Below are 14831 nucleotides of genomic sequence, written 5' to 3' on the forward strand. Positions count from 1 at the left end.
AAAAGGAACTCTTAGCCCAAGGTTATAACAACATCTTCAAACTCGCCATTGTCTCTGATGGAAAAGAAGTCTGGGTTAAGGAAGATGAAAAGTAATGACTAAATTTCACTTAGCTCAAATTAAATAGTTCTAGCTCTTCTCCTTGTGATTTTGAGACTACTTTATAAACGCACTCCAGATCTCTCATCTGCGTTTCTGGTTCTGGAGAGACGATCTGCACTCTCTTTACGCTTTTACTAAACCGCACTATCTCACTTTCGGACTCGAGTTTTCCGTTTCCATCCAAATCGCACTTTCCATCGATTGGGATTACATTTAGTTCGATATTCCAGTTTCCACAGTAGGTATAATTTCCGCTTTCGCAAAGATTTTTCGCATCGGCTAAAATTCTTTCTATTTCTGCCTTATCAAACTGCACTGTAACAGGATTTTGTTTTAGAAGAATGTAGGGAATTCTTCCATCTGCAGTTTTAAATTGGTTAAAAATTTCTTCTCCGAGAGTTTGCGAGGTCGTCTCTCCATTTGGAGAATTAAAACTCTCATTGTTATAAACATAAGTTCCGTCTGAGTTTGTTGGTTTTAAGAAATAGGAATGCTTATCATTTGAAATTTCAAGATAAGAAAACGCTTTCATATAATAATTTTTCTTTAAAAGATGATCCACCACCTCTATGTTTTTTACGTCTGTTCCATCAAGCTTTTTAATTGAATTCAAAGAAGAAGAGATGCTGTAAGAATAACCACCCAAATCAGTTATGCCAATCGCTCTACAAGTGCCGTCTATCTGTGCGTATCTCGTACCTGCTGAGACAGGTATGTTCTTGTTTCTGTATTTGCCGAAGGTAAAAGGTTTATTATAAGTTCCTTCATACTCATAATTTATTCGAAAATATCTTAAAACATAATCCTTATTATAAGGAGACAAAAATAGTCTTCCATATTTATTTTGAGTAGAAGTAAAAGTTAAAGTCCACTCTCCATTTGTAGAATCTCCTTCAGTGTATTTAGTATTATAAAGAGTATCAAAATTTGAATTACTCTTCCATATTTCTGCCCTAAAATCTTTTCCTGTTGTCTCTTTAAAAATATATGTTGCTGTATATGTAGTGGCATAGGTAAAAGAAAAACAGAAAAATAGTGCAAATATGTAAATTAAAAACAATTGTTTTCTATCCATACGGAAGAACTAAAAAGAAATATATTTAATATTTTTTATCAACTGATAAAAAGTAAATAAAAAATTCATTCCTCTGTAACACCGTCTCCATGTTTTGGAGTCCAACCTCCAGTACTTTTATTTACACTATCATTCAAACCGTTTTCTAATCCGTTACCACTGTTTCTCATATCCTTTATTGCTTTTATTACATCTGCTAAATTCATGTTCATACTACTTGTTAAACCAACCCTTCCTTCTTCAAATGCTTTTACTATTTCACTTGGGGTTAAATAACCGTCTTTGTTAAGATCTGCTTTGTACATCCTTTGAAAGTTTGGATGCAAATATCCTGTCTTTGCGTTCTCATCTGCGTGAGTAAAGTATTTTAATACCTCTCTAACTGTTCCATGTGTATTATCTATTGCTTGATATAAACTACAAGCAAACCCTCCATTCTTATCTAAAATATTTCCAGACTTTAAACTAATTTTCCATTCATCAGAAGCCTGAGCCTCTTTAACATTCCCAAATAAACTTGAGCATAATATTGTTGCTACACTACAACCAATTGCTACTGCTTTTGTAAAGTAATTATTATTTTTATTTTCCATACTTAGTATAAAGAGCCCGTTATTTATAAAGGTTTCGGTTTTACGAGTAAGGGGTAACACTACTACTCCTAATCTGAATACTTCCTTCTTGCTCATATCTCCCTCCTTGATTAGATTTGGATTAAATTGTTCTATAGTAAAAAAAAAAAACACTTCGTCAATTAAAATCTTTTCATTTTCGTCTTATTTTTTCCTTAGCTAAGAAGTTAACAGTTCCTATTAAAACTATAGGAGGTAATTTGAGAAATTTATATAAACAAAAATTTTGAATAATTGACTTTAAAAATCAAAAACAGAACTTATTGCGAAAATCTATAATCTCTATATAGTATTGACTTTAGAAAACAGAGTGGATAGGGATAGGAAGATTTAAATCCTTAAAAAGGAGAAGAAAATGCGTAAATTTCTCTTATATCTTTTCTTAAACATTATTTTATTAATACCTGTTCAAACAAGGGCAAACGATGTTGTTTATACTCCAAAAGCAGATAACTTCATCTTTCTTGTAGATCATTCTGGCTCTATGGCCATGCACTTAACTGAGGAAACACTAAAAATACATAAAGCAAAAGAAGTGCTTACTAAAATCAATGAACTTTTACCTCCGTTAAAAGTTCAAATGGGCCTATACACCATTACTCCTTTTGAAGAGTATCTCTCAATTGCCCCTTACGACAAAACTAAATTTAAAGATAATATAGACGATATTTCTGAAAGATTTTCCGTATTTGGTAGATTAACGCCTTTAGGCAATGATTTAAAAAAGATAGAACCTATATTAAGTAAATTAAAAGGTAAAACAAAAGTTATTGTTATTACTGATGGTGGGCAAAATAAAGGATTATCTCCAATTGATTCCTTAAAAGAAATTTATGAAAAATATCCAAATGTATGTTTTTATTTTATTGGAGTAGGTAGCAATCCCAAACAAACCAAGCTCTTAACAAAATTAACAGAACTAAAAGAATGTAGCTTTTTTATAGAAGCAAAGGATTTATCCTCACAACAAGAAGTAACTTCTTATTTAGAAAAAGTTTTTTATGGAGAGAAAACAACAGAGATAACTAAAAAAGCAACCAAATCTAAACCTATTCCTATTCAAAAGCCTATAGTAAAACCCAAACCAAAAGTTGTAAAACCAAAGCCTTCAATTAAACCTAAAACGGTGGCTCCTATAGTTAAAGTAGAGCAATCAATTCTACTTCGTTCTATTAATTTTGACTTTAATTCCGCTAAAATCAAAAAAGAAGCTCTTCCCATATTAAAAGAAGTAGCCGTTATCCTAAAACAATACCCTAACAAAAAAATCATTATTGCAGGTCATACCTGTAGCCTTGGTCCAGCTAAATATAACTTAAAACTTTCTAAAAAACGAGCTCAAAGTGTAGCAAAATTCTTAATCGCTCAAGGGATTAAAAAAACACGCATTAAAACCATTGGTTATGGTGAAAGTAAGCCTAAATTTTCTAATGCAACTAAAAAGGGAAGAAGTTTAAACAGACGGGTTGAGATAACTCTCAAATAGGAGAAAGAAGTGAAAAGTGTTGGCAGGCTTATATTTGGAGCATACATCCTATTATTTTTTAGCCTGCCAGCACTTGCTTTTAATCCCAATACAGACCAAGACTTAATCATCTGGAAAAAGCTTGCTCTTTTTATTGCCTCATGGATAGAACAAGTTGAAACAAACTTTCAATACACTTCTAACAACCCCCAAATTATTCAAAATGGGCAAATATATATTTTACAATTTTCTAAAATAAATCCTGAAAGTATTGTGTTTAGATTAAAAAAAACACCTGACTCTTATTTAGGAATTTTAGAATACGACGAGGTCATCTATCAAGCTACTTCAACAGATCTCAATCAATTAAAAAATACTACCTGTTATCCTGTAAAAATAAGACGGCTTACAGAAATTTTTCACTACACAAATCAAGGCTGGCAATAATTTCATTATTGACCTTAGCCCTTATCAGCTTTAAACACTCCTATATTAGTTTTAGCCAAGGGAGGAATTATGAGCAAAGTAGTTATAATCGGTGCAGGAGGAGTAGGTAATGTAGTTACTCAAAAATGCGCTAGCCATCCTGAAGTATTTGAAGAAATTCTCCTTGCTAGCAGAACGTTAACAAAGTGTGAAAAAATAGCCAAACAGGTAAAAGAAAATTATAATAAAGATATTCATATCCAACAAATAGACGCAGAAAATGTTCCTGCTTTAGTATCCCTTCTAAAAGATTTTAAGCCTACTATAGTTATAAATGTAGCCTTACCTTATCAAGATCTTTGTATTATGGATGCCTGCTTAGAGGCTGGTGTTCATTATTTAGATACTGCAAACTATGAGCCAAAAGATAACCCTAAATTTGAATATAAATATCAATGGGCTTATCAAGAAAAATATGCTCAGGCTGGCCTAATGGCTATTTTAGGATGTGGATTTGATCCTGGAGTTACTAACGCTTTTTGTGCTTATGCTCAAAAACATCTATTTGATGAAATTACCCAGATTGATATTTTAGACTGCAATGCAGGTGATCATGGGCATCCATTTGCTACAAATTTTAATCCTGAAATAAATATTAGAGAAATTACACAAACAGTTCGCCATTGGCAAAATGGGAAATGGGTGGAAACTCCACCTGTGATAGAAGAAAACTGCATACACTTTACATTTAATTATCCTGAGGTAGGTCCAAGAGAAAGTTATCTTCTCTATCATGAAGAAATGGAGTCCTTAGTCAAACATATAAAAGGTCTTAAAAAAATCAGATTTTGGATGACATTTTCTGACACATATCTTACCCATCTTAGGGTTTTAAAAAACGTAGGACTTACAAGAATAGATGAAGTGGAATTTGAAGGATGTAAAATAGTACCTTTAAAATTCTTAAAAGCCCTTTTGCCAGATCCTGCTAGTCTTGGAACAAATTATAAAGGAAAAACTGTAATTGGCTGTATTTTTCAAGGATTTAAGGATGGCCAAAAAATAAAAAAATATATTTACAACATTTGCGACCACGCTAAAGCATATCAAGAAGTAAAAGCCCAGGCTGTATCCTATACCACAGGGGTACCTGCTATGGCTGGTGCAATGATGGTTTTAAAAGAGATTTGGAAAGGCAAAGGTGTTTTTAATATAGAAGAACTTGATCCTGATCCCTTTTTGAAAACTATTGCAGAAAATGGACTCCCATGGGAAGTACAGGACTTTTCTGGTTCTTTGCCAGAATAAGCTTAATGCCATAGACTAAGTATAATATTTGATGTTAGACCTTGCTAAACACTCTCTCTTAAATGTGGAAAAAAACTTTCCAAGCAAACTTATACAAAAAGTGCAAACACCTTGCTATCTTATTAGCGAGCCAATAATTGAAGACAATTGTAAAATCTTAAAACAAATTCAAGATCAAACAGGGGCCAAGATTCTCTTGGCCCTTAAAGCCTTTTTACTGCCATCTACTTTTCCAATAATTCGTAAATATCTCTGTGGTATATGTGCCAGTGGTCTGTTTGAAGCCAAAGTAGGGTCTAATTTTTTTAAAAAAGAAGTCCATACCTTTTCTCCAGCTTATAAAAAAGAAGAAATTGAAGAAATTGCATCTTGTTCTACTACCCTTATCTTTAACTCTATCTATCAACTTTATAATTTTTTACCAGTTGTAAAGAAAATAAATCCTAAAATACAAATAGGCCTGCGCATAAACCCACTTTATTCAGAAATAAAAACAAAACTCTATGATCCTTGCCAACCAGGATCTAGATTTGGAATTTTACCTCATCAGCTAAATACTGATACACTTCAAAAAATAGATGGATTTCATTTTCATGCTTTATGTGAACAAGATAGCCCTACCCTAAAAAATGTTCTTCGCTCTGTAGAACATCACTTTGGAAATTATTTGTATAAACTTAAATGGATAAATTTAGGTGGAGGACATCATATTACCAGACAAGGATATAATAAAGATCTTTTAATGGAAATTATATTTAACCTACAGAAAAAATACGATCTTACTGTTTATTTAGAACCAGGAGAAGCTGTAGTCTTAAATGCTGGAGTATTAGTTACTAAGGTTTTAGATATTGTAGAAAATGATATAAAAATTGCTATTTTAGACACATCAGCAGAAAATCACATGCCAGATGTTCTGGCTATGCCCTATAGGCCTCAAATTGTAGGTGCAGCAGAACCTAATCACTATCCTTATACTTATAGACTTGGAGGTATAACCTGTTTAGCAGGAGACATTATTGGCGATTACTCTTTTAAATTACCTCTTCAAAGAGAACAAAAGTTAGTTTTTACAGATATGGCATTATACTCTTTTGTGAAAAATACCACCTTTAATGGCATTAACCTCCCCAGCATCATTACTTTTAATAATCAACAACAAATCACCTTTTCTCGTCACTTCACATATCAAGATTTTATTCAAAAATATTCTTCTATGTAGAAATTTCTCCACACCAATTTTTTATTATTTCTTTTTTAAAATCTTCACAACTAAAACCTAATTGAAATAAGCACATCATCTTTGCTACCAAAGCCTCTCTAGTCATATCTTTTCCATTAATCACACCTGCATCTATTAAAGCTCTTCCACTTGCATATTCTTCTGCCATAACTCTACCCTTTAAACATTGCGTTCTATTTACAAAAACAATTCCTTTATCAACCCCTGCTTTTATAGCTTCTAAAAACATCTTATCTTGACCAGGACCATTTCCTGTTCCAAAACTTTCTAAAATAATTCCCTTTATTTCCGCCTCACACAAGGAATAAATTACATCAGGGCTTATACCAGGAAACAAGGGAACTATTGCCAATTTTTCTGACTTTAATTGATCTAATAGCAGTTTAAAATATTGAGATTCTTTCCTATTTAAAACCTGTTCATTTAAAACAATTTCTACTCCAACTTTTGCTAAAAGGGGAAAATTAGGGGAATCAAAGGCATCAAAAGACTGAGCATCAACCTTTGTAGCTCTACACCCTCTTAATAATTTATTGCCAAAACAAATACAAACTTCATAAATAGGATAGCACGTAGATAACACCAAAGAAGAAATAAGATTTTCTCGAGCATCATTTCTTGTCTCCACAAGGGGTACTTGAGAGCCTGTTAAGATTACAGGCTTATCTAAACCATGTAACAAAAAACTAAGGGCAGAAGCAGTATACGCTAGAGTATCTGTGCCATGAAGAATAACAAATCCGTCAAATTCTTTATAATGGGCAAAAATGTCCTTAGCGATTTTAATCCAATTTTCTGGTTTAATATCTGAAGAATCTAACAAGGGATTATATTCTAAAATTTCAATCTTAGGGAGATGAGGATCTTTAAGTTCTGGAATTTTTTTTTCTAAAAGTTTTTGAAAAAAGCCTTCCTTGGGTGCATAACCATTTTCTTTTTTACACATTCCAATAGTTCCTCCAGTATATATAATCAAAACTTTCTTTTTCAACTTTACCCTCCTTGAAGAATTAGTTCTGCTTATTTGTATAATTATAAATACTTGACGAAGCTTATCGTCTAAAGATACCCTTTGACAATAGCTTTTTAAAGCAAAGGAGCCTCTATGAATATCAACAAATTTATCTACCGAAATCAAGGAGACTGGGGCAATATTAAAACATGGCTTTCTAAAAGAAATAAACCTAATTTAGAAATAGAAGAACAAGTTTGGGAAATTATTAACCAAGTAAAGGAAAAAGGCGATACAGCCTTAATAAAATATACACAAAAATTTGATTGCCCAAATTTTAACTCAAAACTTTTATCTGTAAAAGAAGAAGAAATACAACAAGCAATATCTCAAATTGATAAACAAGACTTAAATATTATAAAAGAAGCCAGAGATAACATTTTTAAATTCCACGAACATCAAAAAGAAAAATCATGGTTTACGCCCAATTCTGACGGAACAATTTTAGGCCAATTAGTAAACCCTGTTCCCAAAGCAGGGTTATATATCCCAGGTGGCCAAGGAGGAGAGACTCCTCTTATTTCTTCACTTTTAATGAATGCCATTCCAGCTATTATTGCTGGAGTAAGAGAAATCATTCTAGTTTCTCCCCCTAGAAAAGATGGCACTTTAAATCCATATCTTCTAGCTACTGCGCACTTATTAGGATTAAAAAAAATATTTAAAATAGGCTCTGCATGGGCAATTGCTGCTCTTGCCCTTGGAACAGAAACGATCCCTCAAGTAGATATTATAGTTGGACCAGGAAATATATTTGTGACTATGGCTAAAAAACTTCTTCAGGGACAAGTTGGCATTGATATGATTGCAGGCCCTAGTGAAATTACAATTCTTGCTTCTAAACAAGCTGATCCCAAATTCATTGCCAGCGATTTACTCTCTCAAGCAGAACATGATTCTATGGCAGCAAGTATTTTAATTTCTCCATCTTCGATTCTTCTTCAGACTGTAGAAGACGAATTAAAAAGACAACTATCCTCTCTACCTAGAAAAAAAATCGCTACAGAATCTCTTACTAACTGGGGAGCTTTAATAGAAGTCCCTGATTTGGGAGTAGGAATAGAATTAGTAAATCTTATTGCGCCAGAGCATTTTGAGCTCCTAGCAGACAATCCCTGGCAGTTTATAGGAAAAATAAAGAATGCAGGAGCTGTCTTTATAGGGGAATATACTCCCGAGCCCATAGGAGATTATTTTGCAGGACCAAATCATGTTTTACCTACCATGTCTACTGCTAGATTTGCCCAAGCACTCAGTGTAGAAACATTTTACAAAAAAACCAGCCTTCTATATACTCCTTTTAGTTATATTAAAAAACATGGTGATAAAATCGCCAAACTAGCTAGACTAGAAGGCCTAGAGGCACATGCTAAAAGCATAGAAATACGCTTAAAAGAAGATTAAAGAAGGAGCTAAACATATGAAAGTAGTAAAAAACACATCCATACAAGAATATCCACTATTTTCAAAAGGAAAAGTGCGAGACATTTATGAATTAAATGATGACCAACTCCTTATTATTACTACTGATCGAATGAGTGCTTTTGATGTGATCTTACCAGATCCTATTCCTTTTAAAGGAGTTGTATTAAATCAACTTACTATCTTTTGGATGAATAAATTTTCTTCAATAGTAGAAAACCACCTTATAGAAACAGAAGTAAAAAAATTTCCCGCACCTCTTCAAAAATATGCTGAAGAATTAGAAGGAAGAAGCGTAATTGTTCGTAAAGCAAAACCTCTTCCCATAGAATGCATTGTGCGTGGCTATATTACTGGTTCAGGCTGGAAAGATTATATAAAAACAGGAAAAGTTTGTGGTCATGTTTTACCTAAAGATCTAAAAAAATCAGAAAAATTACCCAACCCAATCTTTACTCCTTCCACTAAGGCGGAATTAGGAGAACATGATGAAAACATTACTTTATCCCAAGCCAAAGCCAAAATCGGCGAGGTTCTCTTAAATACCATTGAAGAGATATCTTTAACATTATATTCTAAAGCTCAAGAATATGCATGGGATAGGGGTATTATAATAGCAGATACAAAATTTGAATTTGGGATAAAAGACAAAAAAATATATCTCATAGATGAAGTATTAACTCCAGATTCCTCTCGATTTTGGCCTAAAGAAACTTATACTCCTGGTAAAGATCAACCAAGTTTTGATAAACAATACTTACGTGACTGGCTAACAAACTCAGGATGGGACAAAACACCACCTGGACCAAAACTTCCTCCAGAGGTTATCGAACAAACTCAAAAAAAATATCTTCAAGCCTATGAATTTTTAACAGGAAAAACTCTATAAAACCAATAATCAAACGTTTATTTTAGAAATCTTTAAATTAACTAAAAACGTAAATAAACCTAAAAAATAGCTAAGAAAAGCGCTTAAAAAGGAGAAGACTATGCTTTTAAAAGACAAAAAGGCTTTAATCTTTGGTGTAGCAAATAACAAATCAATTGCTTATGGGATTGCCAAAGCCTTTAAAGAACAGGGGGCATCTTTAGCTTTTAACTACCTTGGAGAGGCGTTAAAAAAGCGAGTTCAACCTCTAAGTAAAGAACTTGGAGGAGATTTTATATTCGACTGCGATGTAAGCAATGACGAACAAATTGAACAGGCCAAACAATTAGTGGAAGAAAAATGGGGAAAAGTAGATATTTTAATTCACTCTGTAGCCTTTGCCAAAAGAGAAGACTTAAAAGGTCGTTTTATTGAAACCTCAAGGGAAGGATTTCATATAGCCTTAGATATCTCTGCTTATTCTTTGGTCAGACTTTGTCAGGCATTTGAACCACTCTTTACAGAACAAGCATCTATAATTACTTTAAGTTATTATGGAGCTCAAAAAGTAGTTAGAAACTATAATGTAATGGGAGTTGCTAAGGCTGCACTTGAGGCAAGTGTACGCTATTTGGCCTTAGATTTAGGAGAAAACAATATCAGGATAAATGCTATTAGTGCAGGACCAATTAAAACATTGGCGGCAAGTGGAATCTCTGGATTTAAAACCATATTTAAGACAATAGAAGAAAAAGCACCTTTAAAAAGAAATGTAACCCAAGAAGATGTAGCAAAAACTGCTCTTTATCTTGCTTCAGATTTATCATCAGGAGTAACAGGAGAAGTAATTTTTGTAGATTCTGGTTATAACATTTTGGGAATCTAATAATGAATTTTAATGATTATCTTATCCTTATTGGTATTATAGTTGTATGGTTTATTTTAATAAAAATTATATTTCCTAAATTAGGACTACCAACGTGAGGAAGTAAAAACGTCTGTAGTTTAACAGACAAAAATAAAAACAATAAATCAAACAATAAAAACAAACCATGCAAATAGTTGTTCTTGATGGATATACTTTAAATCCAGGAGATTTGGATTGGAAACCTTTAAAATCCTTGGGTGAAGTAAAAATATACGATAGAACACCCCAAGAAAAAATTATCAAACGAGCTAAAGATGCTCAAATTATTTTTACTAATAAAACTGTTTTAAATGAAAAAGTTTTATCTCAACTTCCAGAAGTAAAATATATTGGAGTATTAGCTACGGGATATAATGTAGTTGACATATCATATTGTAAAAAACACAAAATTATAGTTACAAATGTCCCAGGATATGGGCCAAAAACAGTAGCTCAAATGGTTTTTGCCCATATCCTAGAATTTACAAACCATGTTTATGAACATCATTTAAGTGTTTTAAATGGTGAATGGTCCCAAAAAACAGACTTTTGCTACTGGAAATATCCTCTCATAGAATTATCTAATAAGACTCTTGGAATTATCGGATATGGACAAATAGGAAAAGAAGTGGCTTTATTAGGGCATGCCTTTGGGATGAATATTTTAGTAAACACGCGGACTGTTCCTAAAACCGCCCCTAATTATGTTAAATTTGTCAGTCTTAAAAAACTGGCCAACGAAAGTGATTTTATCTCTCTTAATTGTCCTTTGACTCCAACTACTCATCATTTAATAAATAAAAATTTTTTCCAGCAAATGAAACAGAGCGCTTTTATTATAAACTGTGGCAGAGGACAATTAATAAACGAAAAAGATTTAAAATATGCTTTAGAAACAAAACAAATTGCAGGGGCTGGCATAGATGTTTTGAGTCAAGAACCACCTCCTAAAAATCATCCTTTATTTAAATGTCCTAATATTCATTTTACTCCTCACATTGCCTGGGCAACTAAAGAAGCTCGTCAACGACTTTTAAATATTGCTATAGAAAACTTAGCAGCTTTTTTACAAGGTAAACCCCAAAATATTGTTAATTAAAAATGCTATATTGTATAATAAGAAACTCTTGCTTTTTATTTTCTTTTTAGTTAGAAGTCTCTCTCTTTGAGGTGGAGAGGTGTCCGAGTTGGTCGAAGGAGCACGATTGGAAATCGTGTGTACCGGCAAAACCGGTACCGAGGGTTCGAATCCCTCCCTCTCCGCCAGATGACAAAAACATAGGGGAGCCAGGCGGCACAGGCGCTGCAAACCCCGTCAGGCCCGAGAGGGAGCAGCGGTAGCAGTTGTCTGTGGGTGCCTGGTTTCCCTAAAAGAAGCGCCCACCAAGATGGGCGCTTCTTTTATTTTAGTAAGTTAGCTTACAAAAAATAAATACACCAATTTACTAATAAAAAAGCCTCTCATATGAGAGGCTTTTTTATTCCTTTAATTTTTCTACAGTGAAACTATTTTTTTCTACCAAAAATTTGATAAGGTCTTGTAGTATTTCCTCCTGTTCCTGGAAAGTTATCATATTTTTCAGCTTTCTTGCCAGTCTTTAAAAGATGATTCGCTTCAGCCATAAATCTATTAAAACGATGTTTACACTCATAAAATCCATGCCACCATGCATAATCAGGGGCCATCATAGCTGCACCCATTCTTGCTCTTCTACCCTCATGATGCCATAATTCATAAAACTCTACTTCTAGTCTCTCATCAAAAAATCTCGACTTATCAAGTAAACCTTTTTCATAAAGTTTAGTCAACATTGCCTTCGCAGGTTTAAAGTAATTTTCATTATACTCTTTTACCACTTGGTCTAATTTAATATAGTGATCATCAACCCATGTTTGACCATGACACTGTTTACAAATTTCTTTCATTTTATTTCTTTCTACTTTCCAATTAGTTTTAGCTGGGAATGGTTTAAATTCAGAAGGACGAATAGTAAGTGGGGCTTGAGTTTCCCAAGAAAGACGTTCAGTCACATCGTGAGTAGTCATCACTGTTCCTGCCCCAGACATATGACAAGAAGCACAAGTTGGTCCCCTGAAATCTACTCCAGGCGTCCAAGTACCAGGCGCTGCGTCAAAATTATACTCATGTTTAAATGCATCATAGATATCTCCATGTTTTGATTCTTTAAAAATCTCAATTTGAGGGTGATCTGGACCTAGATGACATTGTCCGCAAGCTTCTGGCTTTCTAGCATCCATGACAGAAAATCTATGCCTTGTATGACAACTAGTACAGCTTCCTAAACTGCCATCTAAGTTAAGTCGTCCAACTCCAACATTTGGCCAAGTTTTAGGATCAAATTTACCATTTTTATCCACTTTTAATACCGTACCATGACAATAAAAACAACCTGCAGTGCGTTCCCAATCTGTATTCATCCCTTGGTTTAACCAAGGATCAAGTTTCCAAATAATTTCTAAAGTATTTGCATGCTTACTGCGAGAATATTGTTTTACTTCATCAGGGTGACATCTAGAGCAGTCCTTAGGAGTTACTACAGCAGAGATAGGAACTCTATAATCCGAAGTTCCCCACTTACTATCAGAGCGCTGATATTGTTTAAAATGAGTTTTGCTCACATCTAAGTCATGCTCCTCTGCCTGATGACAATCAATACAAGAAATATTTGCATGTGCATGCCTAGAATTTGCCCAGTCCACAAACAAACCAGGAGTTTCTACTTTATGGCACTCAATACAAGCTTGTCCTTGTTTTGACATTCCCCTTTCGACCCGAAATTCTTTAGTCTTGGGATTGTTTTTTGCATATCCAGATATAGCAATAAATAGCCCTACCACACCCACCAAACATACAATCCATCTAAATTTTGCCCTCATACCCCCTCCTAATATATTTTTTACATTTTATTTAGTACAAAAAAACTTCTCTGTTTATGAACCAAATTTTGATGACAATCTACACACCGCTTTTCATATCCTTTTCTAGGATATAACACAGACCTATGAGCCAACATAGCTCCCCTATTATTACTTAAATACAGCAAATTACGATGGCACTTCTGGCATTGTTCATTTTTCATAGTTGCATATACTTTTTTACGATTTTCTTCATGATTATATTCTTTGATAGGATCGTCATAGCTCAAATGTATAATAATATCTTTTAAGCCATGATAAGTTTTTGCAAAGAAAAAACTCCACGTATCATGGGGTGCTGGTAAATGGCAATCCATGCAATCAGCAACAACTCCTTTAGAATTAAAGGCGTGGGCTGAACTTTTCCATGTATCATATGCCCATTCTATTTCATGACAAGAAGAGCAAAACTTTGGAGTTGAAGTTCTTACCATTGTATAATAAGTCATACTAAAGAGAGGAAAACCTATACCAACTATGAGAAAAAATAATAAAATTATTTTTAACAAAATTCTCATGTTCCCTCCTCTAAAATTTGAAAAATAGTTTATACAGGAAACAAAAATTTTGGCAAGTTTTTTTTAAAAAAATATAAATAATTAAATTAGAAATTAATTGAAGAAAATATACTCTGAGAGAGCCAGCTAGGCTTATCTATAACCTTAAAACCAGGCATAGAAAATACAGTATGATGTAAAAATAATGAAGAAGTGGTATCTTGGGAAGAAAGATAAAGATTGTCTCCTACTATAGGATATCCTACAGAAGCCAAATGTGCTCTAATTTGGTGGCGTTTACCTTTTAAAATTTTAACCTTGACCACAGTTGTATCTTGTTCTTGAAAAATCGGTTCCACCCATGTAAATCTCAAACTAGACCTTTCTTCCTGCTTTATTACTTTAACCTTTTTTCTTTTTTTTACATCTAGTTGCCACTTAATTAGTAAGGAATGAGTTAAAACTCCCCAAACTTTTGCCAAATAAATTTTTACTGTCTTGCCTTGAGATTGATAATACGAATATTCTTCTTTTGCTTGAGAATTAAAAGCTATAATTAAAATTCCCGAGGTCAAAAAATCCAATCTATTTAAAAGCTGTGCATTTTTGTTAGGGAAAATAAAAGATAAATTTTCCTCTATATTCTGCTTATCTTTACCTTTAGCAGAATGAATCTTTTCTGGCTTACTTATGGCGGCAAAATTTCTTTCTTCTTTTATAATCCTTATTAAGGGTAAGGTAAAAAATTTATAGTCCTCAGATAAAAATCTTATATCATCACTTTCTTGAACAAAAAAACTTCCCTGTCTAACATTCTTTCCATTAACTAAAACTCTTCCCTGACGTATAGCCTCTTTAGCTTGTCTTCGACTTATTTTAAACTGCTTTGCTACAGCAATATCTAAACGCTTGTACATAACAAAAAAGCCCCTTTTGG

The 14831-nt window shown here is 33.3% G+C and carries 14 protein-coding genes, 1 tRNA gene and 1 other RNA gene; 10 read left to right on the top strand and 6 right to left on the bottom strand.

Going from position 1 to position 14831, the window contains the following annotated elements:
• Positions 1–109: 109 nt before the first annotated feature.
• Both BLP60_RS09395 and BLP60_RS09400 read right to left on the bottom strand, forming a co-directional pair.
• A complete protein-coding gene (locus BLP60_RS09395; RefSeq protein ID WP_092066325.1) occupies positions 110–1177 on the bottom strand; it encodes a hypothetical protein in 1068 nt (355 codons plus the stop codon).
• Between the two features lie 65 nt (positions 1178–1242).
• On the bottom strand, positions 1243–1866 hold the full coding sequence (locus tag BLP60_RS09400; RefSeq protein WP_092066327.1) for a hypothetical protein: 624 nt from the start codon (positions 1864–1866) through the stop codon (positions 1243–1245).
• 298 nt (positions 1867–2164) lie between these two features.
• Between BLP60_RS09400 and BLP60_RS09405 the strand changes: the two genes are divergently transcribed.
• From BLP60_RS09405 to nspC, 4 genes are all read left to right on the top strand, one after another.
• Positions 2165–3295 carry an OmpA family protein gene (locus tag BLP60_RS09405; RefSeq protein WP_092066329.1) on the top strand — a complete coding sequence of 377 codons (1131 nt, stop codon included), beginning with the start codon at positions 2165–2167 and terminating at the stop codon, positions 3293–3295.
• Between the two features lie 9 nt (positions 3296–3304).
• A complete protein-coding gene (locus BLP60_RS09410; RefSeq protein WP_092066331.1) occupies positions 3305–3721 on the top strand; it encodes a hypothetical protein in 417 nt (138 codons plus the stop codon).
• 69 nt (positions 3722–3790) lie between these two features.
• Positions 3791–5008 (top strand): saccharopine dehydrogenase family protein, encoded by a 1218-nt coding sequence (locus BLP60_RS09415; RefSeq protein ID WP_092066333.1) that lies wholly within the window; start codon positions 3791–3793, stop codon positions 5006–5008.
• 31 nt (positions 5009–5039) lie between these two features.
• On the top strand, positions 5040–6230 hold the full coding sequence (nspC, locus tag BLP60_RS09420) for a carboxynorspermidine decarboxylase (protein WP_092066335.1): 1191 nt from the start codon (positions 5040–5042) through the stop codon (positions 6228–6230).
• Here nspC and ansA read toward each other — a convergent pair.
• Positions 6223–7242: an asparaginase gene (ansA, locus tag BLP60_RS09425; RefSeq protein ID WP_092066337.1), complete on the bottom strand. Its 1020-nt coding sequence runs from the start codon at positions 7240–7242 to the stop codon at positions 6223–6225. The two genes, nspC and ansA, sit on opposite strands and share 8 nt — an antisense overlap.
• Positions 7243–7356: 114 nt before the next feature.
• Between ansA and hisD the strand changes: the two genes are divergently transcribed.
• From hisD to ffs, 6 genes are all read left to right on the top strand, one after another.
• The gene (hisD, locus tag BLP60_RS09430) at positions 7357–8667 is read left to right on the top strand and encodes a histidinol dehydrogenase (RefSeq protein WP_092066339.1); all 1311 of its coding nucleotides are present in this window, start codon (positions 7357–7359) and stop codon (positions 8665–8667) included.
• 16 nt (positions 8668–8683) lie between these two features.
• The gene (locus BLP60_RS09435; RefSeq protein ID WP_092066341.1) at positions 8684–9574 is read left to right on the top strand and encodes a phosphoribosylaminoimidazolesuccinocarboxamide synthase; all 891 of its coding nucleotides are present in this window, start codon (positions 8684–8686) and stop codon (positions 9572–9574) included.
• 100 nt (positions 9575–9674) lie between these two features.
• Positions 9675–10439 (top strand): enoyl-ACP reductase FabI, encoded by a 765-nt coding sequence (locus tag BLP60_RS09440; protein ID WP_092066343.1) that lies wholly within the window; start codon positions 9675–9677, stop codon positions 10437–10439.
• Positions 10440–10605: 166 nt separating this feature from the next.
• Positions 10606–11559, top strand: coding sequence for a D-2-hydroxyacid dehydrogenase (locus BLP60_RS09445; RefSeq protein WP_092066345.1), 954 nt, complete (start codon positions 10606–10608; stop codon positions 11557–11559).
• 73 nt (positions 11560–11632) lie between these two features.
• Positions 11633–11726: transfer RNA gene (locus tag BLP60_RS09450), tRNA-Ser, on the top strand.
• Positions 11727–11738: 12 nt separating this feature from the next.
• Positions 11739–11835, top strand: an RNA gene (gene ffs / locus BLP60_RS09455) — signal recognition particle sRNA small type.
• A gap of 131 nt (positions 11836–11966) precedes the next feature.
• Here the strand turns inward: ffs and BLP60_RS09460 are convergent.
• The 3 genes from BLP60_RS09460 to BLP60_RS09470 form a co-directional block, all read right to left on the bottom strand.
• Positions 11967–13358, bottom strand: coding sequence for a multiheme c-type cytochrome (locus BLP60_RS09460; RefSeq protein ID WP_092066347.1), 1392 nt, complete (start codon positions 13356–13358; stop codon positions 11967–11969).
• A 20-nt stretch (positions 13359–13378) separates the two neighbouring features.
• Positions 13379–13915 carry a NapC/NirT family cytochrome c gene (locus BLP60_RS09465; RefSeq protein ID WP_092066349.1) on the bottom strand — a complete coding sequence of 179 codons (537 nt, stop codon included), beginning with the start codon at positions 13913–13915 and terminating at the stop codon, positions 13379–13381.
• Positions 13916–14001: 86 nt separating this feature from the next.
• Entirely contained in the window at positions 14002–14811 is an 810-nt protein-coding gene (locus tag BLP60_RS09470; protein ID WP_092066351.1) for a pseudouridine synthase, read from the bottom strand.
• Between the last annotated feature and the right edge of the window lie 20 nt (positions 14812–14831).

The organism is Desulfonauticus submarinus, assembly GCF_900104045.1.
GTDB lineage: Bacteria > Desulfobacterota > Desulfovibrionia > Desulfovibrionales > Desulfonatronovibrionaceae > Desulfonauticus > Desulfonauticus submarinus.

Excerpts from the sequence above, each read along its gene's own strand:
- BLP60_RS09395 (WP_092066325.1), bottom strand. The coding sequence starts at position 1,177 with ATGGATAGAAAACAATTGTTTTTAATTTACATATTTGCACTATTTTTC.
- BLP60_RS09400 (WP_092066327.1), bottom strand. The coding sequence starts at position 1,866 with ATGAGCAAGAAGGAAGTATTCAGATTAGGAGTAGTAGTGTTACCCCTT.
- BLP60_RS09405 (WP_092066329.1), top strand. The coding sequence starts at position 2,165 with ATGCGTAAATTTCTCTTATATCTTTTCTTAAACATTATTTTATTAATA.
- BLP60_RS09415 (WP_092066333.1), top strand. The coding sequence starts at position 3,791 with ATGAGCAAAGTAGTTATAATCGGTGCAGGAGGAGTAGGTAATGTAGTT.
- nspC (WP_092066335.1), top strand. The coding sequence starts at position 5,040 with ATGTTAGACCTTGCTAAACACTCTCTCTTAAATGTGGAAAAAAACTTT.
- hisD (WP_092066339.1), top strand. The coding sequence starts at position 7,357 with ATGAATATCAACAAATTTATCTACCGAAATCAAGGAGACTGGGGCAAT.
- BLP60_RS09435 (WP_092066341.1), top strand. The coding sequence starts at position 8,684 with ATGAAAGTAGTAAAAAACACATCCATACAAGAATATCCACTATTTTCA.
- BLP60_RS09440 (WP_092066343.1), top strand. The coding sequence starts at position 9,675 with ATGCTTTTAAAAGACAAAAAGGCTTTAATCTTTGGTGTAGCAAATAAC.
- BLP60_RS09445 (WP_092066345.1), top strand. The coding sequence starts at position 10,606 with ATGCAAATAGTTGTTCTTGATGGATATACTTTAAATCCAGGAGATTTG.
- BLP60_RS09460 (WP_092066347.1), bottom strand. The coding sequence starts at position 13,358 with ATGAGGGCAAAATTTAGATGGATTGTATGTTTGGTGGGTGTGGTAGGG.
- BLP60_RS09465 (WP_092066349.1), bottom strand. The coding sequence starts at position 13,915 with ATGAGAATTTTGTTAAAAATAATTTTATTATTTTTTCTCATAGTTGGT.
- BLP60_RS09470 (WP_092066351.1), bottom strand. The coding sequence starts at position 14,811 with ATGTACAAGCGTTTAGATATTGCTGTAGCAAAGCAGTTTAAAATAAGT.